This window comes from Zoogloea sp. (genome assembly GCF_028693495.1).
Classification (GTDB): Bacteria; Pseudomonadota; Gammaproteobacteria; order Burkholderiales; family Rhodocyclaceae; genus Zoogloea.
The window spans coordinates 33,529-56,424 of the sequence record NZ_JAQUVG010000008.1; the positions used below are offsets into that span (position 1 = coordinate 33,529).

25 protein-coding genes and 2 tRNA genes are annotated in these 22,896 nt (G+C 58.4%); 19 read left to right on the forward strand and 8 right to left on the reverse strand.

Annotation, left to right across the window (positions count from 1 at the left end; all coding sequences use genetic code 11):
* The first annotated feature begins 42 nt into the window (after window positions 1-42).
* A complete protein-coding gene (locus PHD22_RS02710; RefSeq protein WP_299861926.1) occupies window positions 43-1,035 on the forward strand; it encodes a glycosyltransferase family 2 protein in 993 nt (330 codons plus the stop codon).
* Between the two features lie 40 nt (window positions 1,036-1,075).
* Here the strand turns inward: PHD22_RS02710 and PHD22_RS02715 are convergent, their stop codons facing one another.
* Window positions 1,076-1,789, reverse strand: coding sequence for a hypothetical protein (locus PHD22_RS02715; protein ID WP_299861928.1), 714 nt, complete (start codon window positions 1,787-1,789; stop codon window positions 1,076-1,078).
* A gap of 319 nt (window positions 1,790-2,108) precedes the next feature.
* On the opposite strand from PHD22_RS02715, the gene PHD22_RS02720 reads away from it, so the two are divergent.
* From PHD22_RS02720 to PHD22_RS02795, 16 genes are all read left to right on the forward strand, one after another.
* The gene (locus PHD22_RS02720; protein WP_299861931.1) at window positions 2,109-3,284 is read left to right on the forward strand and encodes an aspartate aminotransferase family protein; all 1,176 of its coding nucleotides are present in this window, start codon (window positions 2,109-2,111) and stop codon (window positions 3,282-3,284) included.
* Between the two features lie 15 nt (window positions 3,285-3,299).
* Entirely contained in the window at window positions 3,300-4,232 is a 933-nt protein-coding gene (gene argF / locus PHD22_RS02725; RefSeq protein WP_299861934.1) for an ornithine carbamoyltransferase, read from the forward strand.
* Window positions 4,233-4,281: 49 nt separating this feature from the next.
* Window positions 4,282-5,511 carry an argininosuccinate synthase gene (locus tag PHD22_RS02730; protein WP_299861937.1) on the forward strand — a complete coding sequence of 410 codons (1,230 nt, stop codon included), beginning with the start codon at window positions 4,282-4,284 and terminating at the stop codon, window positions 5,509-5,511.
* Window positions 5,512-5,520: 9 nt separating this feature from the next.
* Complete coding sequence (locus tag PHD22_RS02735; RefSeq protein WP_299861940.1) at window positions 5,521-5,754, forward strand: DUF2788 domain-containing protein; 234 nt, start codon at window positions 5,521-5,523, stop codon at window positions 5,752-5,754.
* Between the two features lie 19 nt (window positions 5,755-5,773).
* The gene (locus tag PHD22_RS02740) at window positions 5,774-6,097 is read left to right on the forward strand and encodes a pyrimidine/purine nucleoside phosphorylase (RefSeq protein WP_299861943.1); all 324 of its coding nucleotides are present in this window, start codon (window positions 5,774-5,776) and stop codon (window positions 6,095-6,097) included.
* 13 nt (window positions 6,098-6,110) lie between these two features.
* Window positions 6,111-6,596, forward strand: coding sequence for a YajQ family cyclic di-GMP-binding protein (locus PHD22_RS02745; protein WP_299861946.1), 486 nt, complete (start codon window positions 6,111-6,113; stop codon window positions 6,594-6,596).
* 3 nt (window positions 6,597-6,599) lie between these two features.
* Window positions 6,600-6,800 carry a putative motility protein gene (locus tag PHD22_RS02750; protein WP_299861949.1) on the forward strand — a complete coding sequence of 67 codons (201 nt, stop codon included), beginning with the start codon at window positions 6,600-6,602 and terminating at the stop codon, window positions 6,798-6,800.
* 1 nt (window position 6,801) lies between these two features.
* Window positions 6,802-7,521, forward strand: a complete 720-nt coding sequence (locus PHD22_RS02755; RefSeq protein ID WP_299861951.1) for a TIGR02281 family clan AA aspartic protease — start codon at window positions 6,802-6,804, stop codon at window positions 7,519-7,521.
* 16 nt (window positions 7,522-7,537) lie between these two features.
* Entirely contained in the window at window positions 7,538-8,143 is a 606-nt protein-coding gene (locus PHD22_RS02760; protein WP_299861952.1) for a CoA pyrophosphatase, read from the forward strand.
* Between the two features lie 92 nt (window positions 8,144-8,235).
* Complete coding sequence (locus PHD22_RS02765; protein ID WP_299861954.1) at window positions 8,236-9,165, forward strand: CobD/CbiB family protein; 930 nt, start codon at window positions 8,236-8,238, stop codon at window positions 9,163-9,165.
* 27 nt (window positions 9,166-9,192) lie between these two features.
* Window positions 9,193-10,377, forward strand: a complete 1,185-nt coding sequence (locus PHD22_RS02770) for an acetyl-CoA C-acyltransferase family protein (protein WP_299861957.1) — start codon at window positions 9,193-9,195, stop codon at window positions 10,375-10,377.
* Window positions 10,378-10,532: 155 nt separating this feature from the next.
* Window positions 10,533-10,808: a 30S ribosomal protein S20 gene (gene rpsT, locus PHD22_RS02775; protein WP_299861960.1), complete on the forward strand. Its 276-nt coding sequence runs from the start codon at window positions 10,533-10,535 to the stop codon at window positions 10,806-10,808.
* A 246-nt stretch (window positions 10,809-11,054) separates the two neighbouring features.
* Window positions 11,055-11,327, forward strand: coding sequence for an HU family DNA-binding protein (locus tag PHD22_RS02780; RefSeq protein WP_299861963.1), 273 nt, complete (start codon window positions 11,055-11,057; stop codon window positions 11,325-11,327).
* A gap of 38 nt (window positions 11,328-11,365) precedes the next feature.
* Window positions 11,366-11,441: transfer RNA gene (locus PHD22_RS02785), tRNA-Val, on the forward strand.
* 29 nt (window positions 11,442-11,470) lie between these two features.
* Window positions 11,471-11,547: transfer RNA gene (locus PHD22_RS02790), tRNA-Asp, on the forward strand.
* Between the two features lie 62 nt (window positions 11,548-11,609).
* Window positions 11,610-13,781: a SurA N-terminal domain-containing protein gene (locus PHD22_RS02795; RefSeq protein ID WP_299861966.1), complete on the forward strand. Its 2,172-nt coding sequence runs from the start codon at window positions 11,610-11,612 to the stop codon at window positions 13,779-13,781.
* A 209-nt stretch (window positions 13,782-13,990) separates the two neighbouring features.
* Here PHD22_RS02795 and fabI read toward each other — a convergent pair whose 3' ends face one another.
* Complete coding sequence (gene fabI, locus PHD22_RS02800; protein WP_299861969.1) at window positions 13,991-14,782, reverse strand: enoyl-ACP reductase FabI; 792 nt, start codon at window positions 14,780-14,782, stop codon at window positions 13,991-13,993.
* 94 nt (window positions 14,783-14,876) lie between these two features.
* Here fabI and PHD22_RS02805 point away from each other — a divergent pair, with 94 nt between their 5' ends.
* Entirely contained in the window at window positions 14,877-17,045 is a 2,169-nt protein-coding gene (locus PHD22_RS02805; RefSeq protein ID WP_299861972.1) for an ABC transporter substrate-binding protein, read from the forward strand.
* Between the two features lie 30 nt (window positions 17,046-17,075).
* Here the strand turns inward: PHD22_RS02805 and PHD22_RS02810 are convergent, their stop codons facing one another.
* Entirely contained in the window at window positions 17,076-17,594 is a 519-nt protein-coding gene (locus PHD22_RS02810) for a hypothetical protein (protein ID WP_299861975.1), read from the reverse strand.
* Between the two features lie 312 nt (window positions 17,595-17,906).
* Entirely contained in the window at window positions 17,907-18,170 is a 264-nt protein-coding gene (locus PHD22_RS02815) for a hypothetical protein (RefSeq protein WP_299861978.1), read from the reverse strand.
* A gap of 120 nt (window positions 18,171-18,290) precedes the next feature.
* Between PHD22_RS02815 and PHD22_RS02820 the strand changes: the two genes are divergently transcribed.
* A complete protein-coding gene (locus tag PHD22_RS02820; RefSeq protein ID WP_299861980.1) occupies window positions 18,291-19,091 on the forward strand; it encodes an MOSC domain-containing protein in 801 nt (266 codons plus the stop codon).
* A 69-nt stretch (window positions 19,092-19,160) separates the two neighbouring features.
* Here the strand turns inward: PHD22_RS02820 and ettA are convergent, their stop codons facing one another.
* From ettA to PHD22_RS02840, 4 genes are all read right to left on the reverse strand, one after another.
* Window positions 19,161-20,825 carry an energy-dependent translational throttle protein EttA gene (gene ettA / locus PHD22_RS02825; RefSeq protein WP_299861983.1) on the reverse strand — a complete coding sequence of 555 codons (1,665 nt, stop codon included), beginning with the start codon at window positions 20,823-20,825 and terminating at the stop codon, window positions 19,161-19,163.
* Between the two features lie 87 nt (window positions 20,826-20,912).
* On the reverse strand, window positions 20,913-21,629 hold the full coding sequence (locus PHD22_RS02830; RefSeq protein ID WP_299861986.1) for a long-chain N-acyl amino acid synthase: 717 nt from the start codon (window positions 21,627-21,629) through the stop codon (window positions 20,913-20,915).
* 158 nt (window positions 21,630-21,787) lie between these two features.
* Window positions 21,788-22,726, reverse strand: coding sequence for an ATP-binding cassette domain-containing protein (locus PHD22_RS02835; protein ID WP_299861989.1), 939 nt, complete (start codon window positions 22,724-22,726; stop codon window positions 21,788-21,790).
* Window positions 22,708-22,896: hypothetical protein (locus PHD22_RS02840; protein ID WP_299861992.1), on the reverse strand; the 189-nt coding region annotated here is incomplete at its 5' end. The genes PHD22_RS02835 and PHD22_RS02840, both read right to left, overlap by 19 nt.

Genomic DNA, 22,896 nt, shown 5'->3' on the forward strand with positions numbered 1-22,896 from the left:
TTTTTCAGGTTGCTGAACGCCCATTTAATGAGGAATTAATTCTTGAAAAAAATTGATGTCATCATTGTTACGTACAATGGCGCCACCTGGATTCGACGCAATCTGATGTCACTCAGGCAGAGCTCCCTGCTGCCGCATGTGATTGTGGTTGATAATGCCTCCACTGATGATACAGTGCAGATTGTCAGGGATGAGTTTCCCGAAGTGGAGCTTATTACACTCCAATCCAATTTAGGATTCGGCATCGGCAATAACGTTGGAATTTCCAAGTCGATTGCCCAGGGCGCCGAGTATACCTATTTGTTCAATCAAGACGCTTACGTTGCGCCGGATGCCATCGAAAAACTGGCGTCTTTTATGGATCAGCATCAGGATTTCGGGGTTGTGTCGCCGCTTCATTGTTGCCCTGACTTGGATAACATAGATCGTAAGACCTGCAATGCCTACATAAGCCCGTTTGCATCGCCATTTCTGTGTGATGCGGCAATGGGAAAAATCGAGAATTATTATAAGATTCGGGGAATCAACGCGGCTGCGTGGTTTATTCGTACATCGGTTTTTTTGAAGGTGGGGGGGTTTGATCCAATGTTCTTCATGTACGGAGAAGACGACGACCTGATAAATCGCTTCGAGCTTCATGGTGTCGGCTTCGCGCTGTTGCCGTCTGCACGGATCGTTCATTTCAACCAGAGCGCCCCGAAGAAACACGAGCCAAACTTTTGGACAGATGTTAAGCGCAAAGCCGAACGGGAGCGTTCCAGGCTGGTGGTGAGAGTCAAGGATCCAACTTATAGTTATCCGTACATGTTCCGCATTCTTATAGCAGAGGGTCTTTTCTTGCCACTTACAAATTTTATAGTAAGGGGGCAATGGAAGGATTTCCTGATTACGATGCTTGCGACCTTCCGTGTATTTACGGAAACTGGACTAATTCGGAAGCGGGCACGTATGTGTGCAAAGCCGGCTGCACATTTCCTTGATCTAACCCATCCAAAGGATGATCTTGGGTCTGTTGTTGCGCCTGCACTCAAGTAAAAATCGATTCAGGAGTGGCTCGTGTGCTGGTGCAGTAGGGTCATTCCTTTTGTTCCGTGCTCCCGGATGCTTCCGTTTCAGTATTTCCTGGTTTAGCCCTGACAGGATGACCGTTGCGCTGGAGCTTGTCGGCGAGGCCAGGTAGTGGAATGCCTCTGCTGTAGGCTATTTCGGCTTGGGTCCGGGCTTGGTCCCATTTTTTCATGTCGGCCAGAAGTAACCCATAGTTGTAGTGAAAATTCGCGCTTTCCTCGCCCAGTTTTTCGGCAAGTTCGTATTCTGTCAGGGCATCTTTCAATTTTCCCTGTCGGTGCAGGTGCATGGCATGTACAAAGCGTACGCCCTTGTCTTCCGGTCTGAAGCGGATTGCGCGATCAAAAAAACAATCTGCAGTGAGTGCCTTTCCCGCGCCGGGAAGCTGTTTGCTATAAAATTGCTCCAGCCGGGAAAAAGCATTCAAGGCCAGCCGATGGTTCGGGAAGGCCCTTAGCGTGTATGCAAATTCCGAACGGATTCTTTCAGGTGAGTAATTGCGAATGTTCAGGTACTGCATGCCGGCGTGAAAGTGGACATTTTCAACCCGCTTCAATTGTCCCATCGGATTTTCGCCGTTGGGAACGTGAATCGCAGGGTCATTGTAGTCGAAGGGGCCGACACCATTTTCCAGTGAGCCGCAGGTGAATTCATCCGCCTGGGCGGTGCCCACGGAAAGACTGATCAGCAGCAGGGCTGCTGCAACCGTGCTCCGGTACATTCAATATTCCTCTCGTTGATCCCGTCGGGCCGGGCCGGGGAGGGCACTGCCCACTCGGGGGATTTTTCCCTGTTCCGGCCAGGGTTGAATGATACCCGGGATGCTTGTTGAAAGTGCAGCGTGCATGGCACCCGGTGATGCAAGGGGAAGAGTCCTGATCTGGCCAACTACACGGCGGGTCTCCTGTACAAGGCCACCTCTGGTAGTCTAGAATCCTCCAGTGTTTTGATATCCAACGGCGGCTGATGTCGCCGTTTCGTCTTTCTGATGCCAGCCCCAGGGGCTGGCTTGGGGAGGCTAACAGCGGAGCAGGGTTTTCATGTCCCACTTGATGAATACTTACGGTCGTCTGCCGGTTTCTTTCAGCCACGGCAACGGCTCCTGGCTTGTGGACACCACGGGCCGGCGTTATCTGGATGCCTTGTCCGGCATCGCGGTCTCCACCCTGGGCCACAATCATCCCCGTTTGGTCAAGGCGATCGCTGATCAGGCGGCCAGCGTTCTCCACACCTCCAATCTTTACGGGATTCCCAGGCAGGAAGCGCTGGGGGACAAGCTGGCGTCCGTTGCGGCGATGGACGAAGTGTTCTTCTGCAACTCCGGGTGTGAGGCTAACGAAGCGGCCATCAAGCTGGCGCGTCTGTATGGTCACAAGCGCGGCGTTGCCAAGCCAGCCATCATCGTGATGGAACAGGCCTTCCATGGCCGTACCCTGGCGACCTTGTCGGCGACCGGTAACAAGAAGGTGCAGGTTGGCTTCGAGCCTTTGGTGACCGGGTTCGTACGGGTCCCCTTTGATGATCTGGCGGCCTTGGAAACTGCGGTCGAGGGGCGTGAGGACATCGTTGCCGTGCTGCTTGAGCCTGTGCAGGGGGAGGGCGGCATTCATGTGGCTCACCGTGAATACCTGCAGGCAGTGCGGGCCCTCTGCGATCGGCACGAGTGGTTGCTGATGTTCGATGAGGTGCAGTGCGGCGTTGGTCGTACGGGCAAGTGGTTTGGCCATCAGCACGCGGGTATCAGGCCCGATGTGATGACCCTGGCCAAAGGGCTGGGTTCCGGTGTGCCTATTGGCGCGTGCCTCGCTGCGGGCCGGGCAACGGGAACATTTCAGCCGGGCAACCACGGTTCAACCTTCGGCGGCAACCCGCTGGCCTGCGCTGCAGGTCTGGCAACCCTTGAGGCCATTGAGGAGGAGGGGCTGCTGGCGAACGCGGCTCGAGTGGGCCAGCAACTCTGTGATGGCTTTGCCAGGGCTCTGCAAGGGGTTGAGGGTGTCAAGGACATTCGTGGTGCGGGTCTGATGATCGGCATCGAGCTGGATCGCCCCTGTGGGGCGCTGGTGGGTCAGGCTCTCGAGGCTGGCCTTCTGATCAATGTGACCGCGGACAAGGTGGTACGCCTCCTGCCGGCGCTGAATTTCAGCGAGGCGGACGCTGCTGCGCTGGTGGAGGGCCTGGCGCCGCTCATCAAGGCGTTTCTTTCCGCACACTAACTTAGAACGAGTGCCATGAAAGCACCGAGACACTACCTTCAGTTCAAGGACCTTACCCGGGAAGAGTACGACTATCTCTTTGCCCGGACCGCCTGGCTCAAGGAGCGCTTCAAGCGCTATGAACCCCATCATCCGCTGTTTGATCGCACCCTGGTGATGATCTTCGAGAAGGCCAGTACCCGAACCCGCCTCTCCTTTGAGGCCGGGATGCAGCAACTGGGTGGTTCTGCCATCTATCTCAATACCCGCGATTCCCAGCTGGGCCGGGGGGAGCCGGTGGAGGATGCTGCACAGGTCATTTCCCGGATGAGTGATATGGTGATGATCCGGACGTTCGAGCAGTCGATCATCGAGCGTTTTGCTGAATACTCCCGGGTACCGGTCATCAACGGATTGACCAACGAGTACCATCCCTGCCAGATTCTGGCAGACATCTTCACCTTCATCGAGCATCGCGGTCCTATCCAGGGCAAGACGGTGGCCTGGGTCGGAGATTCCAACAATGTCTGCAATACCTGGCTGCAGGCTGCAGAGGTGCTGGATTTCCAGGTTCGGGTATCCACCCCGCCTGGCTACGAAGTGGAGCCAGAAAGGGCTGGCCTGATCGGAACGGGGCACTTTGCCCATTTTTCCGATCCGATGGAGGCCTGCCGTGGCGCCGATCTGGTCACGACCGATGTCTGGACCAGCATGGGCTTCGAGGCCGAAAATGAAGAGCGGATGCGCGACTTCGCGGACTGGCAGGTCGATGCGGACATGATGCAGGTGGCCAACCCCGACGCTGTGTTCATGCATTGTCTGCCCGCCCACCGGGGCGAGGAAGTCTCGGCTGAAGTGATCGATGGTCCCCAGTCGGTGGTCTGGGACGAGGCGGAAAACCGTCTCCACGTACAGAAGGCTTTGATGGAATACCTCCTGATCGGCAAGGTCGAGGGGGACTGCGCCTGACGCGCCAGATTGATCGTCAACTTGATTACTCCTATTCGGAAAGCAGGAAATGAGCGACGTAAATAAGGTTGTGCTCGCCTACTCGGGCGGGCTGGATACTTCGGTGATCCTCAAGTGGCTGCAGGACACCTATCAGTGCGAGGTCGTCACCTTCACGGCGGATCTGGGGCAGGGTGAAGAGCTTGAGCCTGCCCGTGCCAAGGCCCTGCAGTTTGGCATCAAGCCCGAGAACATCTTCATCGACGATTTGCGCGAGGAATTTGTCCGCGATTTCGTTTTTCCGATGTTTCGGGCCAATACGGTCTACGAGGGTGAGTATCTGCTCGGCACCTCCATTGCCCGCCCCCTGATTTCCAAGCGTCAGATCGAGATCGCCCGCCAGACCGGCGCGGATGCGGTATCCCATGGCGCTACCGGCAAGGGTAACGACCAGGTGCGCTTTGAACTGGGCTATTACGCGCTGATGCCGGGTATCAAGGTCATCGCGCCGTGGCGGGAATGGGATCTGCTGTCCCGCGAGAAGCTTCTGGCTTATGCCGAGAAGAACGGCATCCCCATCGAGATGAAGCACAAGCAGGGCGGCTCCCCGTATTCCATGGATGCCAACCTGCTGCACATTTCCTTTGAAGGTCGCCACCTGGAAAATCCGGCAGCCGAGGCTGAGGAGTCCATGTGGCGCTGGACGGTGTCCCCTGAGGCAGCTCCCGATGCGGCTGAGTACGTGGATCTGGAGTTCGAGAAGGGCGATCTGGTGGCCATCAACGGCACCCGCATGAAGTCCCATGAACTGCTGGCCAGACTCAACGAGCTGGGCGGCAAGCACGGCATCGGCCGCCTGGATCTGGTGGAAAACCGCTACGTGGGCATGAAGTCCCGTGGGTGCTATGAAACTCCGGGGGGTACCATCCTCCTCCGTGCCCACCGTGCCATCGAGTCCATCACCCTCGACCGGGAAGTCGCCCACCTCAAGGACGACCTGATGCCGCGCTATGCGAGCATGATTTACACCGGGTACTGGTGGTCGCCGGAGCGTCTGGCCCTGCAGGCCTTGATCGACCAGACTCAACAAACGGTCAACGGCTGGGTTCGTGTCAAGCTCTACAAGGGCAACGTGATTGTTGTGGCGCGGGACTCCAGGACGGATTCCCTTTTTGACCCGACCATCGCGACCTTTGAGGATGACCAGGGGGCTTACAACCAGAAGGATGCCCACGGCTTCATCCGTCTTAATGCGTTGCGCATGCGCATTGCTGCCAACGCAAAGAACAAGCGGGGCTGAACGTCTGGCATGGATCCCAATGCCCCCTTCCTGTTTGGGCTGACCATCGCGGAGTTTGAGGATATTTCCCTCAAAGTCTGCGTCGGCGGTCTGATCGCCTACATGGTCTTCATCATCGGCCAGCTTGCCTGGGAGTCAAAGGCCGGCAAGTATGGGGCGATCTGGATGTTCGTGGGCCTGGGGGTCGGCTTCATCGGCTTCATGGCCAAAGGGATCATCCAGCGCCTGCTCGGCATCGAATAATTTTCACTCAACAGCCATCATGACCCAATCTACCCAGTTCGACGGCGTTTCCGTTGTCAAGCAAGCGAATGTTTATTTTGACGGCAAGTGCGTGAGCCACACCGTCCTCTTTGCCGATGGCAGCAAGAAGACCGTTGGCGTGATCCTGCCGGCTGCCCTCACCTTCAACACGGGGGCTCCGGAAGTGATGGAGACCGTGGCGGGTTCCTGTCGTTATCGCCTGAAGGGGGAGACCGAGTGGAAGACCTCTTCCGCCGGGGAAAGCTTCAACGTGCCGGGTGATTCATCCTTCGACATTGAAGTCAGCGGCGAGCCTTACCACTACGTCTGCTATTTCGGCTGATCAGGAGGACACCGTGCCGTCCTTCGACATTACGTCCGAAGTCGATATGGTTGCCCTGCGCAATGCGGTCGAGGGCGCTAATCGCAAGATTACAGGCCGTTACGACTTCAAGGGCAGCGATGCCCGGGTCGAGCAGAACGACAAGTTGCTGACGCTCCATGGAGATTCCAACTTTCAGCTGGAGCAGATGCTCGCGCTCCTGTTGCCGGAAATGACCGCCAAAAAAATCGACGTCCGATGTCTCAAGCACGGAGATGTCCAGAAGGTCAGTGGTAACAAGGTCAAGCAGGAACTGACTGTGCGTGTGGGTATCGAGCAGGAGCAGTCCAAAAGGATTGTCAAGCTGATCAAGGACAGCAAGCTGAAGGTGCAGGCCAGCATCCAGGGCGAAGCGGTTCGGGTCAGTGGAGCCAAACGGGACCTGCTGCAGGAGTGCATCGCTCTGGTCCGCAAGGAAGTGACCGACTATCCTTTACAGTATGGAAACTTCCGGGACTGAATCATGAACATTTCAGGCGCGGTACCCACTTCGCAAGTGCAGACCGGAGATGGCGTGTCCATCCTGATGCTGCGCAAGGCACTCGATCAGCAGCAGCAGGCGGCCCTGCAGTTGCTGCAGGCCCTTCCGCCGGTCCAGGCCATGCCCCAGGCGACACCGGATCCCGGTGCCATGGTGGGCGGCACGATCAACACATACGCCTGAGATGGTTTCCCTGAGCGAGGGCCAGCGCAAGCTGGCCCTTTTTACGGTGGTGCCCGGGATTCTGGTTGGGTGGCGTGCTGTGGTATTCGATTTTGGGCTGCTGCTGTGCTGCCTGGCTGTCGCTTCGCCTGCATGGGCGGTCGATGTCGTACTGGCTGGTGTCTTTCCGGGCAAGGCCTTGCTCGTGATCAATGGGGGGGCTCCACAGGCGCTTGGAGAGGGGAGCATGACGCGTGAAGGGATTCGGGTTATGAGCGTGGCCAGCGATAGCGTCGTCATCGAATTGAATGGGCGCAGAGAGCGGATCCGGTTGGGGGATGGCGCTGTGCACCTCAACGGCGGGGGAGGGAGCTCCCCTGCGATGAGTATTTTTGCCGATGGCCGGGGCCAGTTTCATGCCACCGGCGCAGTCAACGGCGTGACAGTGCAGTTCATCGTCGATACGGGCGCAACTTTCGTGTCCCTGGGGCGTTCTGACGCACTACGCGCCGGTATTGAATATGGCAAGGGGCAATCCGTCAGCCTGCAGACGGCAAACGGTGTCATACCAGCCTGGCAGGTGACCCTGGACAGTGTGAAGCTGGGAGAGATCACCCTTCGTAATGTCGAGGGGATTGTGCAGGCGACAGATCTCCCCTTTGTCCTGCTCGGGGCCAGCTTTCTCAACCGCATGGAAATGCGTCGTGACGGTTCTGCCCTGCAGTTGAAGCGACGCTATTGATGGCCACAGGCAGAAAATGAGTGATGTCAATCCGCCCCGGGGGGTTCTTTCCGTCAGCGCCATCCGAAAACGTTTTGCGACGCCTGGCCGTCATCTGGCGCCTGTGGAGGAGGGCATCCCGGATGGTCCGCTCAAGCCAGCGGCAGTACTGGTTCCGATTGTTTTGCGAGAGCCTGAACCGACCCTTCTGCTCACTCGCCGAACCGATCATCTGCATCACCATCCCGGCCAGGTCAGTTTCCCTGGGGGACGGGTTGAAGTGAGCGACACCTCTCCAGTCGAAACGGCCCTGCGGGAAACGGAAGAGGAGATCTCCCTGTCCAGGAGTCACGTGGAACTGCTGGGGCATCTGCCTGATTACCTTACCGGTACCGGTTTCCAGGTGACGCCTGTGGTGGGGCTTGTCAGTCCGCCGTTCGAGCTGAGCCTGGATGCCTTCGAAGTGGCTGAAGCGTTCGAGGTTCCCCTCTCCTTTCTGCTCGATGTGTCCAATCACCAGCGGCACGTTGCCGAGGTGCGGGGGCATCGGCGAGAGTACTATGCAATGCCCTATGGTGAATATTTCATCTGGGGAGCTACCGCGGGGATGATTGTCAGCCTGCAGCGCTTTTTGCAGTCGTGATGCCTTGTGATTTGTGTTGCAGGCTTTTGGTGGTATCTTGAATCATCTCCAAGAGGCTTGATTATTGAGGGCTGGTTACAGTCCCATGCCGCATGACCCTGTTTGCATTGATTGTTGCCCTCCTCATCGAACAACTTCGCCCGCTACCGGCTGCGCGTGTCGTCGATGCACCCTTGAAGGCCCTGGCCCGTTTCCTTGAGAACCGTTTCAATGACGGCCAGGCTCGCCATGGCGCGATCGCCTGGTGGCTGGCGATCCTTGGTGCCTGTTTTTTGAGCGCGCTCGCCTATTTTGTCCTGTGGCACTTCCACCCGGTGCTGGCGATCCTGTTCAATGTCATGGTCCTGTACCTGACGATGGGCTTTCGCCATGTGAGTCACTACTTTACGGACATCCAGCTGGCTTTGCGGATGGGTGAGCTCGTACGGGCAAGGCAGCTGATTGGCGAATGGAGAGGTCGTCACCATGATCAATCCAGTTCCTCCGAGGTTGCCAGGCTTGCCATCGAAGAAGCCCTTGTTGCATCGCACCGTAATGTTTTTGCCGTAGCCTTCTGGTTCATCCTGCTGCCTGGCCCCAGCGGTGCTGTTCTTTATCGTCTGGCTCGATTTTTCGAGAAGGAATGGGGGCAGCGGGCCGGGAGCGCGGAGTTCGGTGATTTCGGAGATTTCGCCCACAGAGCCTTTGCGGCCCTCGACTGGATTCCTGTGCGGCTGACTGCCGCGGCCTTTTCCATCGTCGGTGACTTTGAAGATGGGGTGTACTGCTGGCGGGCCCAGGCCAGCCAATGGACGGAGAAGGCTTCCGGTATACTTCTGGCAAGTGGAGGGGGGGCACTGGGTGTCCGCCTCGGCATGCCGATCCAGGAGTCCGGCGAAGTGCTGGAGCGTCCGGAAATGGGGATTGGCGATGATGCAGATGCAGATTTCATGCAGAGCACCATCGGTTTGATCTGGCGTACGCTCGTGCTGGTGATCTTGCTGCTGGCACTGCTGGGTGTCGCAGGATGGGTTGGTAACTAAACGTAGCAATACAGAGGAGGAATACAGATGGCTAATCGTGATGTCGTGGTTTTGAGTGCAGTTCGTTCCGCTATTGGCGCCTTCGGTGGTTCCCTTTCGGACATTGAACCGTCCGAGCTGGCAGGTACCGTCATGAAGGAAGCGGTCGTTCGTTCCGGCGTCGACCCCCAGCAGATCAACTACGTGACTGTCGGCAACTGTATCCCGACTGATTCCCGTTATGCCTACGTGGCCCGCGTTGCCTCCATTCAGGCCGGTCTGCCGATGGATTCCATCGCGATGGCTGTGAACCGTCTGTGTTCCTCTGGGCTGCAAGGTATCGTGACGACTGCTCAGCAGATTCTGCTTGGCGATTGCGATTATGGTGTCGGTGGCGGCGTTGAAGTGATGTCCCGTGGTGGCTACATGATGCCTGCCCTGCGTTCTGGCGCCCGCATGGGGGATGCCAAGGCGATTGACATGATGGTCGCCGTTCTCACTGACCCCTTCGGTGTCGGGCACATGGGTATCACCGCCGAGAACCTGGCTGCCAAGTGGGGTATTTCCCGCGAGGAGCAGGATGCCTTCTCCGTCGAGTCCCAGCGCCGCGCAGCCCTGGCCATTGACGAGGGGCGTTTCAAGTCCCAGATCGTTCCCATCGTGAAGCAAACCCGCAAGGGCGATGTGGTGGTTGATACCGATGAGCATCTGAAGCGTGGTACCACCCTCGAGTCCCTGGCCAAGATGAAGCCAGCCTTCAAAAAGGATGGTACCGTCACCGCCGGGAATGCGTCGGGCATCAATGATGGTGCGGCCTTCTTCGTGCTGGCCGATGCCGCCAAGGCTGCCGCTGCCGGCCAGAAGCCGATTGCCCGTCTGGTGTCCTATGCAGTGGCTGGCGTGCCCAACGACGTGATGGGTGAAGGTCCCATCCCTGCCTCCAAACTGGCCCTCAAGAAGGCGGGTCTGACTCTGGATCAGATGGACGTCATCGAGTCGAACGAAGCCTTTGCCGCCCAGGCGCTGGCCGTTTCCAAGGCACTGGGCCTCGATCCTGCCAAGACCAACCCTAACGGTGGCGCCATTGCCCTTGGGCATCCGGTGGGTTGTTCCGGTGCATTCATTGCCACCAAGGCTATCCATGAACTGCACCGCACCGGTGGCCGCTATGCATTGGTCACCATGTGTATCGGTGGTGGTCAGGGTATTGCCACAATTTTTGAGCGCATCTGATCGGATTCATTCTTGACGCACGAGGCCTTGCCACTCGGCAAGGCCTCGTTTCTTAAACCTTTCCGATGATGAATCAGAAGAAAAAGCTTGCAAGCCCATATTCTTTTCTTTTAGAATCCTAGGCTTCATTGCATTTCTTTCAGGAATACTAAAAGATGGCCAATTCGGCACAAGCCCGTAAGCGCGCCCGTCAAGCGGTCAAAGCCCGCACCCTCAACGTGAGCCTGCGCTCCCGTCTGCGTACCGCCATCAAGGCTGTCCGCAAGGCAATCGTTGGTGGTGACAAGCAAGCTGCCCAGCAAGTTTTCGTTTCTTCCCAGCGCACGATCGACAGCATTGCTGACAAGAAAATTATCCACAAGAACAAGGCTGCTCGTCACAAGAGCCGTCTGTCCTCCGCCATCAAGGCGATGGGCGCTGTGGCTGCCTGATTTTCACCGAGATTGGCAACGTAAAAGTTGCCATTCAGAAGAAAAAGGATCGCATTGCGATCCTTTTTTAATTTGTGCCGCATGATTTACATGAATTTCTGATAAATCAGCCGCTCCCTTTGTCTTGACATGCTTTTTGTTCAGGCGTTAGATACTCGTCATGCGGTCGCACGTGCGTACCCGAAGGCAATTGTGGTTTGAAGTCGCAGTTTCGTGTCTGGACTTTTCTATAAAGAGGGGGCGAATGTGAACAAATCCGAATTGATCGATCAGGTAGCAGCCGAGACGGATATCTCCAAAGCGGCTGCCGGGCGCGTCATCGACGCATCCATCGCAGCCATCAAGCAAGCGCTCACCCGTGGGGATACCGTCACTCTGGTAGGTTTTGGAACTTTTCATGTGGGAAAGCGCGTTGCGCGCAGTGGCCGAAATCCACGCACAGGGGTGGCCATCAAGATTGAGTCCGCCAAAATTCCTAAATTTAGACCTGGCAAAGCACTTAAAGATGCGCTAAACTGATGCCCTGTTGATTCATTGAATCCGTTTGATGAATAAACGGGTGCTTAGCTCAGTCGGTAGAGCGTCGCCCTTACAAGGCGAATGTCGGCGGTTCGACCCCGTCAGCACCCACCAGATTTTGCTTTAAACACGCAGGCTCTATTGGAGTGGTAGTTCAGTTGGTTAGAATACCGGCCTGTCACGCCGGGGGTCGCGGGTTCGAGTCCCGTCCACTCCGCCAAGAATGCATAGACCTGACTGGTCTGAAAATTTAAAAGGCTGCTTATGCAGCCTTTTTTACGTATGTGCGTACTCCACGTGCAATCCTGCTCGTGCGCAGAACCAACTGGCAAGGGCTTGTTAGGGCCCGGGACTGCAGGTAGACTTTGCGCGGTTAGTCTGACAAGCGTTCAGCCAAGCAGTATTCAGGGCGCACCGTTCCGTACGTATTGCCAATATTCCAGGTGCTGGATCGGCATATTGACTCGTGGCAAAGGCGAACGTGAGTTCGCCTTTTTACATTGGTTTTCGCCTTCACCTGCCGCTCGCAGCAATAGAGGATTTCTCATGTTTGATGCAGTACGCAACAACAAGAAAATTGTTCAGGGATTTTTGCTCCTGATCACGTTGCCATTTGCTTTTTGGGGGGTCGACTCCTACGTAAAGGGGGGCAGTGGTGGCGACGAAGTCGCGTCCATCGGCGGCAGCCCGATCTTTCAGGCGGAGTTTCAGGAGGCCTTGCGCGAGCAGCAGGACCGCCTGCGTAACATGATGGGGGAAAATTTCAACCCAGCGATGCTGGATACCCCTGAAACTCGTCAAGCCGTGCTCGAGAATCTGGTTAATCAGCGCCTTCTTGCGCTGGAGAGCGGCCAGCTCCGCTTGACCGTATCCGACACGCAGTTGCGGGATACCATCGCGGGCATTGCCGCCTTTCAGGATAACGGTCAGTTCTCCAAGCAACGCTATGAAGCTGTTCTTCAGTCCCAAGGCATGACCCAGCCGGTCTTCGAGGGACGTCTGCGCAGGGACCTCGCACTGCAGCAACTGGTGGGCGCAGTTGCAGAAGGCAATGTTGTCTCTCGTGCCGCCCTGGAGCGTGTCTTTGCTGTCCAGTTTGAACAACGACAGGTCAGCCAGGTTGCCCTGGATGCCCGGACGCTTGCTGCTTCCGTGAAGCTGGCTGATGGTGCCGTACGCAAGTACTATGACGATAACCGCAGTCGATTCGAACTGCCCGCCCAGTTGAAGGCGGAGTATGTATTGTTTACTCAGGAGGCGGTGGCAAGCCAGCTTGTGGTGAGCGAAGGAGATCTGCGCAAGGAATACGATGCCCATCCCGAACGCTACCGCCAGGAAGAAGAGCGTCGCGCCAGCCACATTCTTATTCAGGCTCCCAAGGACGGGGATGAGGCAAGCCGCAAGACAGCTCGGGAAAAGGCCGTGGCGCTGCTGGCTCAACTCAAGGCCAAGCCGACTGATTTTACCCGCCTTGCCCGGGAGAGCTCCCAGGATCCAGGCTCTGCCGAAAAGGGCGGTGACTTGGGCTTTTTCCCTCGGGGAGCCATGGTCAAGCCCTTTGAGGATGCCGCGTTTGCTCTTGCACACCCTGGCGATATTTCCGACTTGGTGGAGTCCGATTTCGGTTATCACATCATCCGTCTTGAGGCAGTCAAGGCCGCCAAGGTTCGGGCTTTCGAAGACGTGAAGGCTGAGATCAAGGAGGAGCTGAAGCGGACGGAATCCGGGCGAAAGTTTGCCGAGTTGGTGGAGGGCTTCAGCAATACGGTTTATGAACAAGCCGATAGCCTCAAGCCAGCGGCTGAAAAGTACAAGCTGGAGGTCCTTAGCTCCGACTGGCTGGCCAAAGGGCAAAAGGCGGCGAGTCCTTTTGACAATGACAAGGTCCTGACGGCCCTGTTCGCTGACGACGCAGTCAAGAACAAGCGCAATACTGACGCCATTGATCTGGGGCAGGGGAGGGTGATTGCGGCCCGCGTTCTTGAGCACAAGCCAGCGAGTGTGCGTCCCTTTGAGGAGGTCAAGGCCGATATCGAGAGGCTGCTGACCACAGAAGAGGCGGTGAAGCTGGCTGAGAAGGATGGTAGTGACAAGCTTGCGAAACTGCTCAAGGGGGAGAGCGTCGAGCTCGCCTGGACGACGCCCCAGACAGTCAGCCGGGCTGATCAGGGGGTACCTCCTGATGTCCTCGCCGCAGTCTTCAGGGCCAGGGCGGACAAGCTGCCTTCCTATGCTGGGTTGACCGTACCCGGACGCGGCTATGCGCTGTTCCGCATTGAAAAGGTCATGCGCCCGGAAATTACCAGCAAGGACGATCCTCGCCTGAAAGCGCTGGGAGAACAGTACGCACGCCTGCAGGCGGAGCAGGACTTCGCTGCTTATATCGCTTCCCTGCGCAAACGTCACGAAGTGAAGCTCAGTCTGCCAGCCATCAGCGAGCAGAAGGACCGTTGAATTTTCGCCGGGGGCAAAGAGCCCCTGGCTCACGTCAAGCATCCCGTAAGAAGCCCCGGAGTATTCCCCAAGATCGTCTCACACATGAAAAATCCGGAACCTGTTTGAGGTTCCGGATTTTCAGGGAGCCTGCCAGGCGGCAAGCAGTCCTTAAGCGAACAGGATTGTGGGATCCCTGTTTTTTACGGATAGCGTTTTGCCACCAAGGCTCAGCCCTGATCCGGGTTGCCCAGGGCTGTGGTATTGAAGCCTCCGTCCACATACATGATCTCGCCGGTGATGCCGCTGGCGAGATCAGAGCACAGGAAGGCAGCCGCGTTGCCCACCTCTTCGATGGTGACATTCCGGCGCAAGGGAGCATTGCGCTCGTTGAAGGAAAGCAGCTTGCCAAAGCTGCCGATGCCGGAAGCAGCGAGGGTCTTGATTGGGCCGGCTGAAATGGCATTGACCCGGGTACCTTCCGGTCCCAGGCTCACGGCCATGTAGCGTACGGCGGCTTCCAGGCTGGCTTTGGCCATTCCCATGATGTTGTAGTTGGGCATCGTCCGCACGGCACCCAGGTAAGACATGGTCAGCATGGCACCGTTGCGCCCCTTCATCATGGGCCGGGCTGCTTTGGCAAGGGCCGGGAAGCTGTATGCGCTGACCTCCTGGGAAATACGGAAGGCCTCACGGGTGGCACTGTCAAGGAAATCCCCTTCCAGCGCATCGCTTGGAGCGAAGGCGATGGAGTGCACCAGGCCGTCCAGACCATCCCACTGCTGGCCGAGTTGTGCGAACAGTCCGGTGATTTCGTCATCGTTCTGTACATCACAGGGATAGGCCAAGACACTGCCGAATTCGGCAGCCATCTTGGTCACGCGTTCCTGGAAACGCTCATTCTGATAGGTGAAGGCGAGCTCTGCCCCTTCCCGGTGCATGGCTTTGGCGATCCCGTAGGAGATCGAGCGGTTGGACAGCAATCCGGTGATGAGAATGCGTTTGCCGGCGAGAAAGCCCATGTAAGGTGTCTCCAGTTAATAACCGCTCGATTATAGCGGATGCTTTCCGGACGTGGTCTGTCGCGGAATTCATCACATCCGGTAGACTGAAACCATGCGTGCGACGATCACAACCCTTGCAATCCTGATCTTCTCCGGCCTGCTGGCGGGCTGTAGCCAAATCTGGAATGATCCATACCCGGCTGCGGAGCGGGGACAGAACATCCTTTACAGTGCTTTTACTCAACGCCCAAAGCACCTGGATCCGGTCCAGTCCTACAGTGAAGATGAGGCGACCTTCCTGTACCAGATCTATGAGCCACCCTATCAGTACCACTATCTGAAGCGCCCATTCCAGTTGATGCCCGCCACTGCAGCGGGCATGCCGGTAGTGCGCCACTATGGGCAGCAGGGGCAGTTGCTGGCGGCTGGCGGCGATCCTTCCGAGGTGGCGTACAGTGAGTACGAAATCCGGATTAAGTCAGGCATCCGTTTTCAGCCTCATCCAGCCTTTGCCACAGGATCTGACGGACAGCCCCTTTATCTGGGCATGAGTGCCAGGGATCTTGCGGATAAGCGCAGTCCGGGGGATTTTCCCAAGACGGCTACCCGCGAGCTTACTGCAGAGGATTATGTTTACCAGATCAAGCGTCTGGCTCATCCGCGGCTGCATTCCCCGGTCCTGGAGTTGATGGGAGACTACATCGTCGGGCTCAAGGCCCTGCATGCCCGCCTTGTGGAAGACGAGCGCAAGAGGCCGGACAAGGATAGGGGGCGCTGGATCGATCTGCGCACCTACCCAATGGAAGGGGTGGCTGTCCTGGACCGGTATTCTTACAAAATCCGTCTCAAGGGGGCCTATCCCCAGTTCCCCTACTGGTTGGCGATGCCTTTTTTTGCGCCCATCCCCTACGAGGCTGAGCGTTTTTTTGCCCAGCCAGGCATGGCGGAGCGCAATCTGACCCTGGATTGGTGGCCCGTAGGAACCGGGCCTTACATGCTGAAGGAAAACAATCCGAACGCACGCATGGAACTGGTGCGTAATCCCCACTATCGCGGGGAGACTTTTCCCTGCGAGGGGGAAGAGGGGGACCGTGAGGCCGGCTTCCTGGCGGATTGCGGCAAGCCAATTCCTTTCATCGACCGGGTCGTGTTTACCCGGGAGAAGGAAAGCATTCCCTACTGGAACAAGTTTCTGCAGGGATACTACGATGCTTCCGGCGTGTCTTCTGACAACTTCGATCAAGCGGTGCAGATGGCCGGGCAGGGGGACGTGACCCTGAGTGATGCAATGGCAAGAAAGGGAATCAAGCTTGCCACTTCCGTGGCACCCACGGTGATGTACATGGGGTTCAACATGCTGGATCCCGTAGTGGGTGGCAAGGACGAACGGTCACGCAAGTTGCGTCTTGCCATCTCGATCGCCATTGATCAGGAAGAGTTCATCTCTGTCTTTCAGAATGGGCGCGGTGTGCCAGCGATGCACCCCATTCCTCCCGGCATCTTCGGTCATCGGGAAGGTCAGGCCGGGATCAATCCCCACGTCTACGACTGGGTGGACGGCAAGCCTCGACGTAAAACGGTGGATGAAGCCCGTCGCCTGCTGGCCGAGGCGGGTTATCCGGGAGGAAGGGATGCCCGGACGGGAGAGCCGCTGATCCTGAACCTCGACACCACCGCCGCAGGCATGGGTGACAAGTCCATTGTGGACTGGCTGGCCAAGCAGTTCCGCAAGCTGGATGTGCAACTGGTGGTTAGGGCGACGGATTACAATCGTTTCCAGGATAAGGTTCGCAAGGGCAGCGCCCAGCTTTTTTACTGGGGCTGGAATGCGGATTATCCGGATCCGGAAAATTTTCTGTTCCTGCTCTACGGGGCCCAGAGCAAGGTCAAGAACCAGGGGGAGAATGCGGCCAATTACGAGAACGGGGAGTATGACCGCCTGTTTGAAAAGATGAAGGCCATGCCCGACAGTCCCGACCGGCTGGCGATCATCGAGCGGATGCTGACGATCCTGCAGCAGGATGCGCCCTGGATTTGGGGCTTCTATGAGAAGGCTTATGCCCTCCAGCATGGCTGGTTGTACAACCGTAAGCCGGGCAAAATCGTCCGGAATACACTGAAATATCAGAGGATCGATGTAGCCGCGCGGGAGCGTCTGCGGGCTGAATGGAACACACCGATCGTCTGGCCTCTGGTCCTGATCGGTCTGGCCTGCGCCGCTTTTGTGGCTCCAGCCGTGTTCCATTACCGACGCAGGGAATGGGCGGACGGTGGTTGCTGAGTGCTCCTCCAGGGCCTCGGCCCCGGATGACTAGCGGATCTGCAGGAGCCCCTCGTCGGCCAGTTTGCCGCCCACCAGCTTGATCAGTTCATCGACTACCTGGGCCGATGAGCGCGGATTGACCGATTCGCTGACGGCAGACCAGATCGGCTTGCCTTCAGGCAGGCGATACAGGGAAGTTTCCACTACCACTGTGGTGTTTTCGACCGTGTAGGCCGGGGTGGTATAGACGTAAGGATAGAAGCTGTAGAAGGGTCCATAGCGGGGACCAAAGCGCCGGAACATGGGGTCAGGCGCAAAGTGGGTCTGAGCGGGAACCCGTGTGATGGATTTGTCCACCGAGACCAGCCGCGCAACCAGCGCCCCGTCGAAGCCTGCAGCCGTCAAGCGGGAGCGGACGGTCCCGGCTTCCAGTGTTGGGTTCAGTTCCAGGGTGTAGCTCGCGGTGGCGGAGCTTCCCGGCGGTAGGGACTGCACTACCCGGTTTTCAGCCATCCGACGCAGATTGTCGTCGTTCACTGCCACAAAGATGGCCAGCTTACGGGGCATTCCACCAGAATCCTGGGGGTCGCGCCAGGTGGACTTGATGCTCGAACTCGCACAGCCTGTAACGGTTAAAAGGCTGATGGCCAGAATCAATACGCGGCTCGGTTTCATTGCGTCTCCCGCAGGGATGGAATCTTGTCTCTTCAGACCACAGCGGGAGAGGGGGATTCAATGAAAATGGGGTCGTCTCAGAAAACGGAAAATAAAGCACGCCAGTCCGGTTGTTACGGGACAACTCATCCTTGGTGTCTGGCAACGCCAGCCGGCTTTTCCGCCCGGTCGCCGCGGGACTGCGGGACAGGAAAGGAAAGGAGCTTAGCGTCGCTTGTAGCGACTGGGAACCGGTCCTCCAGCGTTGCTACCCTCCGGCTGGACCGCGGGTTTGCCGTAGAGCTTGAAGACCCGTTTGGCGTCCTGTTCTGCCCGCAGTTGGGTGCAAATGGCGGGATCATCGTCATGATCGCTGAAGTAGCCGTCGGCCTGAGCCTTCATGACGAGCTGGATGGCGGCATGTTCGGAGAGGTTGAAGCGTTCGAAAAGGAGGGTGGCAACTTCGTCCAGATGTTCTTCGTAGGTCATGGCGGCGGGTCCGGTCGGACCTGTAGGCAGAAGGCCGTCATTCTACCCCTTACAGTACATTGCCCCGAGGGGGAGCGCGCAGGATAATCCTGCCTCCCGACAGTGATTCCAGAGAACGCCATGTCTGCGCACACCCTCCGCTTGTCTGCCCTCTACCGCTATCCGGTCAAATCCATGCGCGGCCAGAGTCTTGAGCGGTCGCATCTGACTCCCCTGGGCTTGGCTTTCGACCGTATGTGGATGGTGGCGGACCGCCATGGCCGGTTGGTGACGGGGCGGGAGTTTCCCGAACTCGTCAAGGTAACAGCCGAGCCGTCGGACCTAGGGGTGACCCTTGCGGCTCAAGGACGCGCGCCTTTGTTTGTGCCCAATACGGCATTTTCCGTGCCTCAGGATGCCACGGTCTGGAGCGATACCTTCCCTGCCTGGGGAGGAGCGGTAGAGGCCGACGCATGGATCTCCCGCTTTGCCGGTGTTTCCCTGCGTTTTTTGTGGGCTGGAGCTCAACCCACCCGGCGGCTCCAGACGGATCCTGAAGTACCCCTATCCTTTGCTGACGGGTATCCCCTGTTGCTGACTGGCCAAAGCTCCCTGGAGGATCTCGAATCCCGGGTGGGGCGTGCCCTGGGGATGGCCCGCTTCCGGCCCAATCTGGTGGTTTCAGGCGCAGAGGCCTTTGCGGAGGACCACTGGAAGCGGATCCGCATCGGTGACGCGACCTTTCGCATCGTCAAACCCTGCGAGCGATGCGTATTCACCACGGTTGATCCGGATGCAGGAAGCAAGGGTCTGGATCAGGAGCCCTTGCGTACCCTCGCCAAATATCGACGAACTCCCGCAGGTGTGATCTTTGGCCAGAACGTGATTGCCGAAGGCAGTGCCGAGTTGCGGCCGGGAATGGAAGTCGAAATTCTGGCGTAGTTCTTTCCGCCTGCCCATGAAAAACGCCGCGGCTGCAACCCCGCGGCGTTCTGGGATCCCTGGCTGGGATCAGCGGCTGATCGGCTTGTAGCGGATGCGCTTGGGTTTGGCGCCTTCTTCACCCAGGCGTTTTTTCTTGTCTTCTTCGTATTCCTGGTAGTTGCCAGCGAAGAAGGTCCACTGGCTGTCGCCTTCGGCGGCCAGGATGTGGGTACAGATCCGGTCCAGGAACCAGCGGTCGTGGGAGATGATCAGCGCGCAGCCGGCAAATTCCAGCAGCGCGTCCTCCAGGGCGCGCAGGGTTTCCACGTCAAGGTCGTTGGACGGTTCATCGAGGAGTAGCACGTTGCCGCCGTCCATCAGGGTCTTGGCCAGATGCAGGCGCCCGCGCTCGCCACCCGACAGGTTGCCCACCAGCTTCTGCTGATCGCCACCCTTGAAGTTGAAGCGGCCGATATAGGCGCGGCTGGGCATTTCGAATTTGCCGATGGTGAGGATGTCAGCGCCGCCGGCCAGCTCGTCAAACACGGTCTTGCTGCCGTCGAGGCAGTCACGGGACTGGTCCACGTAGGCGATCTTGACCGTTGGACCGATCACCACATCGCCGGAGTCGGGCGTGTCCTGGCCGGTGATCATCTTGAACAGGGTGGATTTACCGGCGCCGTTGGGACCGATGATGCCGACGATGGCACCGGCAGGGATGCTGAAATTCACCTTGTCCATCAGCAGCTTGTCGCCAAAGCCCTTGGATACGTCGGTGAACTCGATGACCTTGTCGCCCAGGCGCTCGCCCACGGGGATGAAGATCTCCTGGGTTTCGTTGCGCTTCTGGTATTCCACCGAGGACATCTCCTCGTAGCGGGACAGGCGGGCCTTGCTCTTGGCCTGGCGTGCCTTGGGGTTGGAACGTACCCACTCCAGCTCCTGCTTCATGGCCTTGATGCGGGCCCCTTCCTGCTTGGACTCCTGCTCCAGGCGGGCTTCCTTTTGCTCCAGCCAGCTGGAGTAGTTGCCCTTCCAGGGAATGCCGTGACCGCGGTCGAGTTCGAGGATCCACTCGGCGGCGTTGTCGAGGAAGTAACGGTCGTGGGTGACGGCCACCACGGTGCCCGGGAAACGCACCAGGAACTGTTCCAGCCACTCGACGGATTCCGCGTCCAGGTGGTTGGTGGGTTCGTCCAGCAGCAGCATGTCGGGGCGCGACAGCAGCAGCTTGCACAGGGCGACGCGGCGCTTTTCACCGCCGGACAGGGGGCCGATTCTGGCGTCCCAGGGCGGCAGGCGCAGGGCGTCGGCAGCAATTTCAAGCTGGGTTTCCACGTCGGCGCCGCTGGTGGCGATGATGTTTTCGTATTTGGCCTGCAGTTCGGCCAGCTTGTCGAAGTCGGCATCGGGCTCGGCGTAGGCTGCGTACACCTCTTCGAGCTTCTGTTTGGCCTGCATCACTTCGCCGAGACCGGATTCCACTTCTTCGCGCACGGTCTTTTCGGCGTCGAGCTGCGGCTCCTGGGGCAGGTAGCCGATGGACATGTTGGGCTGCCATTGCACTTCGCCGTCGTATTCCTTGTCGGCGCCGGCCATGATGCGCAGCACGGTGGATTTGCCCGAGCCGTTGAGGCCGAGCAGGCCGATCTTGGCGCCGGGGAAGAAGGACAGGGAGATGTCCTTGATGATCTGCCGCTTGGGCGGGACGACCTTGCTCACGCGGAGCATGGACATGACGTATTGGGCCATGGGAAGTATCCAGTAACGCAAAAAACCAAAGGCGAGACTTTACCCGAGTTGCCCGTCCCCGCGGCACTCCTGGTGCCAAATGCCTGTTCAGTGACTGCCGAGCAGGTCGCGGAGGATTTCGTCCTGCTCTTCCTGGGACAGGAAATAGGCATAGAGGGAGCGGGCCCGACTGCTGGCGCATCCGCCGAGGAGCGCGATCTGCTCGTCCATGTGCTTCAGGTCCAGGTGGAGCAGGATGGCAGGAGCTCCCTTGACCCGGGGGCAGGCCTTTTCCCTGCCGGCTTCCGTGAAGCCCAGCATCCGCTTGTAGAAGCGGGCGTGACGGGGATGGACCTCGATCACGGCATCGGTCATCCCGTGGATCAGGCGGGCATGGATGTAGATCAGGTGGAAAAGGGCGCCCAGGACTTCCTTGGGATTGTGCTGGGTGTCCACGGCAAGCTTGGTGATCTCGCACAAACGCGTTCCCGGTTGGCGCAGAAACCGCAACTCATGGGCGTAGAGGGTGTCGGCCAGCAGCCCGTCTTCCCCGTCCAGACGCAGCGTGACAGTGCCAAAGACCTCGGCTTCGCTGGAGGCCACCAGGGTGATGCAGTCCGGATGGGATTCAATCAGGCCGCAGTCGCCCGGGTGTATGCCACGCCAGGCATAGCGCCGTTCGATCAGCAACCGGACCGCATGCCCATGGTTGTCCGGGTCCGCGCAATGAATGGCATAGGACGAAGACTGGATGGAAGCGAAAAGTCGATCATCCGGCAGGATGTCTGGCGCAACGGGGGAGCGAGAACCTTGAGCAGTGGGCATTGAACGCTCGTACGCAGGATCCTCTGCCAGGATGGGGGCTGAAGCGTGCATCAGTGCCAGGATTTTCCGTGTCGGAAAAAAAGTAAGAAAAGATGACTTTTTTAACACGTCAGTAGAGATTAAGTCATTAAGGTTGTATTGATTTTTTGTAAATTAAATTATGTGACGAACTGCAGTCGTGCCAGATGCGCATACACACCATTGGATGCCATCAGGGTTTCGTGGTTGCCTTGCTCCACGACTCGCCCCGACTCCATCACCACGATCCGGTCTGCCTTCTGAACGGTGGCAAGACGATGGGCGATCACCAGGGTTGTCCTGTCTCGCATGAGTCCCTCCAGTGCCCGCTGGACCATACCCTCACTTTCGGCATCCAGGGCTGACGTCGCCTCATCCAGCAACAATATGGGCCGGTCGGCGAGGAGTGCGCGGGCAATTGCAATGCGCTGACGCTGGCCCCCTGAGAGGCGCACCCCCCTTTCTCCCAGATCGGTGTCGTAGCCCTCGGGCAGGCCACGAATGAACTCGTCGGCAAAAGCTGCCCGGCAAGCGCCCTGCACCTCTGCCAGGCTCGCCTCGGGCCGGCCGTAGCGCACGTTCTCCAGCACGCTGGCCGCAAAGATCACCGCATCCTGGGACACCAGGGCAATGTGCTGACGCAGGGCCAGGGGATCCGTGTTCCCCAGTGCCACGCCATCCATCCGGATGGTGCCCTGATCCGGATCGTAGAATCGCAACAGCAGCTGAAAAACCGTGCTCTTGCCTGAGCCTGATGGGCCGACCAGGGCGACGGTTTCTCCTGGGCAGACGTGCAGGCTGAAATTCTCCAGGGCGGGGGTATCCGGGCGGCTGGGGTAATGGAAGACCACGTCCGTCAAGCTCAGCTCACCCCGCGCAGGATGCGGAAGGGGCTGGGGCTCAGGGTGGGGGCGCACTGCCGGCTGGGCTGAAAGGATTTCCATCAGCCTTTCGGTGGCGCCCGCTGCCCGCTGCAGGTCCCCCCAGACTTCTGACAGGGCCCCGACACTGCCTGCGACAATCGCCGCGTAGAACACGAAGGCGGATAATTCCCCGGCGCTCAGGCGGCCGGCCAGCACGTCATGTCCTCCGATCCACAGGATGAAGGCGATGGCGCCGAACACAGCACCATGACGGCGGCCACCAGCCGGGCCCGGTTGGCCACCCGCTCCTGGGCGGTGGCAAAACTGTCTTCCACCAGCCGGGCGAATTCATCCCGATCCAGGCCCTCATGGCCATAGGCCTGGAC

Bases quoted from the DNA above. Each gene is read 5' to 3' on its own strand.
- PHD22_RS02720 (WP_299861931.1), top strand. From the start codon at position 2,109: ATGTCCCACTTGATGAATACTTACGGTCGTCTGCCGGTTTCTTTCAGC.
- PHD22_RS02735 (WP_299861940.1), top strand. From the start codon at position 5,521: ATGGATCCCAATGCCCCCTTCCTGTTTGGGCTGACCATCGCGGAGTTT.
- PHD22_RS02730 (WP_299861937.1), top strand. From the start codon at position 4,282: ATGAGCGACGTAAATAAGGTTGTGCTCGCCTACTCGGGCGGGCTGGAT.
- PHD22_RS02760 (WP_299861952.1), top strand. From the start codon at position 7,538: ATGAGTGATGTCAATCCGCCCCGGGGGGTTCTTTCCGTCAGCGCCATC.
- PHD22_RS02830 (WP_299861986.1), bottom strand. From the start codon at position 21,629: ATGCCCACTGCTCAAGGTTCTCGCTCCCCCGTTGCGCCAGACATCCTG.
- PHD22_RS02755 (WP_299861951.1), top strand. From the start codon at position 6,802: ATGGTTTCCCTGAGCGAGGGCCAGCGCAAGCTGGCCCTTTTTACGGTG.
- PHD22_RS02815 (WP_299861978.1), bottom strand. From the start codon at position 18,170: ATGACCTACGAAGAACATCTGGACGAAGTTGCCACCCTCCTTTTCGAA.
- PHD22_RS02750 (WP_299861949.1), top strand. From the start codon at position 6,600: ATGAACATTTCAGGCGCGGTACCCACTTCGCAAGTGCAGACCGGAGAT.
- PHD22_RS02810 (WP_299861975.1), bottom strand. From the start codon at position 17,594: ATGCCCCGTAAGCTGGCCATCTTTGTGGCAGTGAACGACGACAATCTG.
- PHD22_RS02795 (WP_299861966.1), top strand. From the start codon at position 11,610: ATGTGCGTACTCCACGTGCAATCCTGCTCGTGCGCAGAACCAACTGGC.
- ettA (WP_299861983.1), bottom strand. From the start codon at position 20,825: ATGGCCCAATACGTCATGTCCATGCTCCGCGTGAGCAAGGTCGTCCCG.
- PHD22_RS02820 (WP_299861980.1), top strand. From the start codon at position 18,291: ATGTCTGCGCACACCCTCCGCTTGTCTGCCCTCTACCGCTATCCGGTC.
- PHD22_RS02715 (WP_299861928.1), bottom strand. From the start codon at position 1,789: ATGTACCGGAGCACGGTTGCAGCAGCCCTGCTGCTGATCAGTCTTTCC.
- PHD22_RS02740 (WP_299861943.1), top strand. From the start codon at position 5,774: ATGACCCAATCTACCCAGTTCGACGGCGTTTCCGTTGTCAAGCAAGCG.
- PHD22_RS02770 (WP_299861957.1), top strand. From the start codon at position 9,193: ATGGCTAATCGTGATGTCGTGGTTTTGAGTGCAGTTCGTTCCGCTATT.
- argF (WP_299861934.1), top strand. From the start codon at position 3,300: ATGAAAGCACCGAGACACTACCTTCAGTTCAAGGACCTTACCCGGGAA.
- PHD22_RS02805 (WP_299861972.1), top strand. From the start codon at position 14,877: ATGCGTGCGACGATCACAACCCTTGCAATCCTGATCTTCTCCGGCCTG.
- PHD22_RS02765 (WP_299861954.1), top strand. From the start codon at position 8,236: ATGACCCTGTTTGCATTGATTGTTGCCCTCCTCATCGAACAACTTCGC.
- fabI (WP_299861969.1), bottom strand. From the start codon at position 14,782: ATGGGCTTTCTCGCCGGCAAACGCATTCTCATCACCGGATTGCTGTCC.
- rpsT (WP_299861960.1), top strand. From the start codon at position 10,533: ATGGCCAATTCGGCACAAGCCCGTAAGCGCGCCCGTCAAGCGGTCAAA.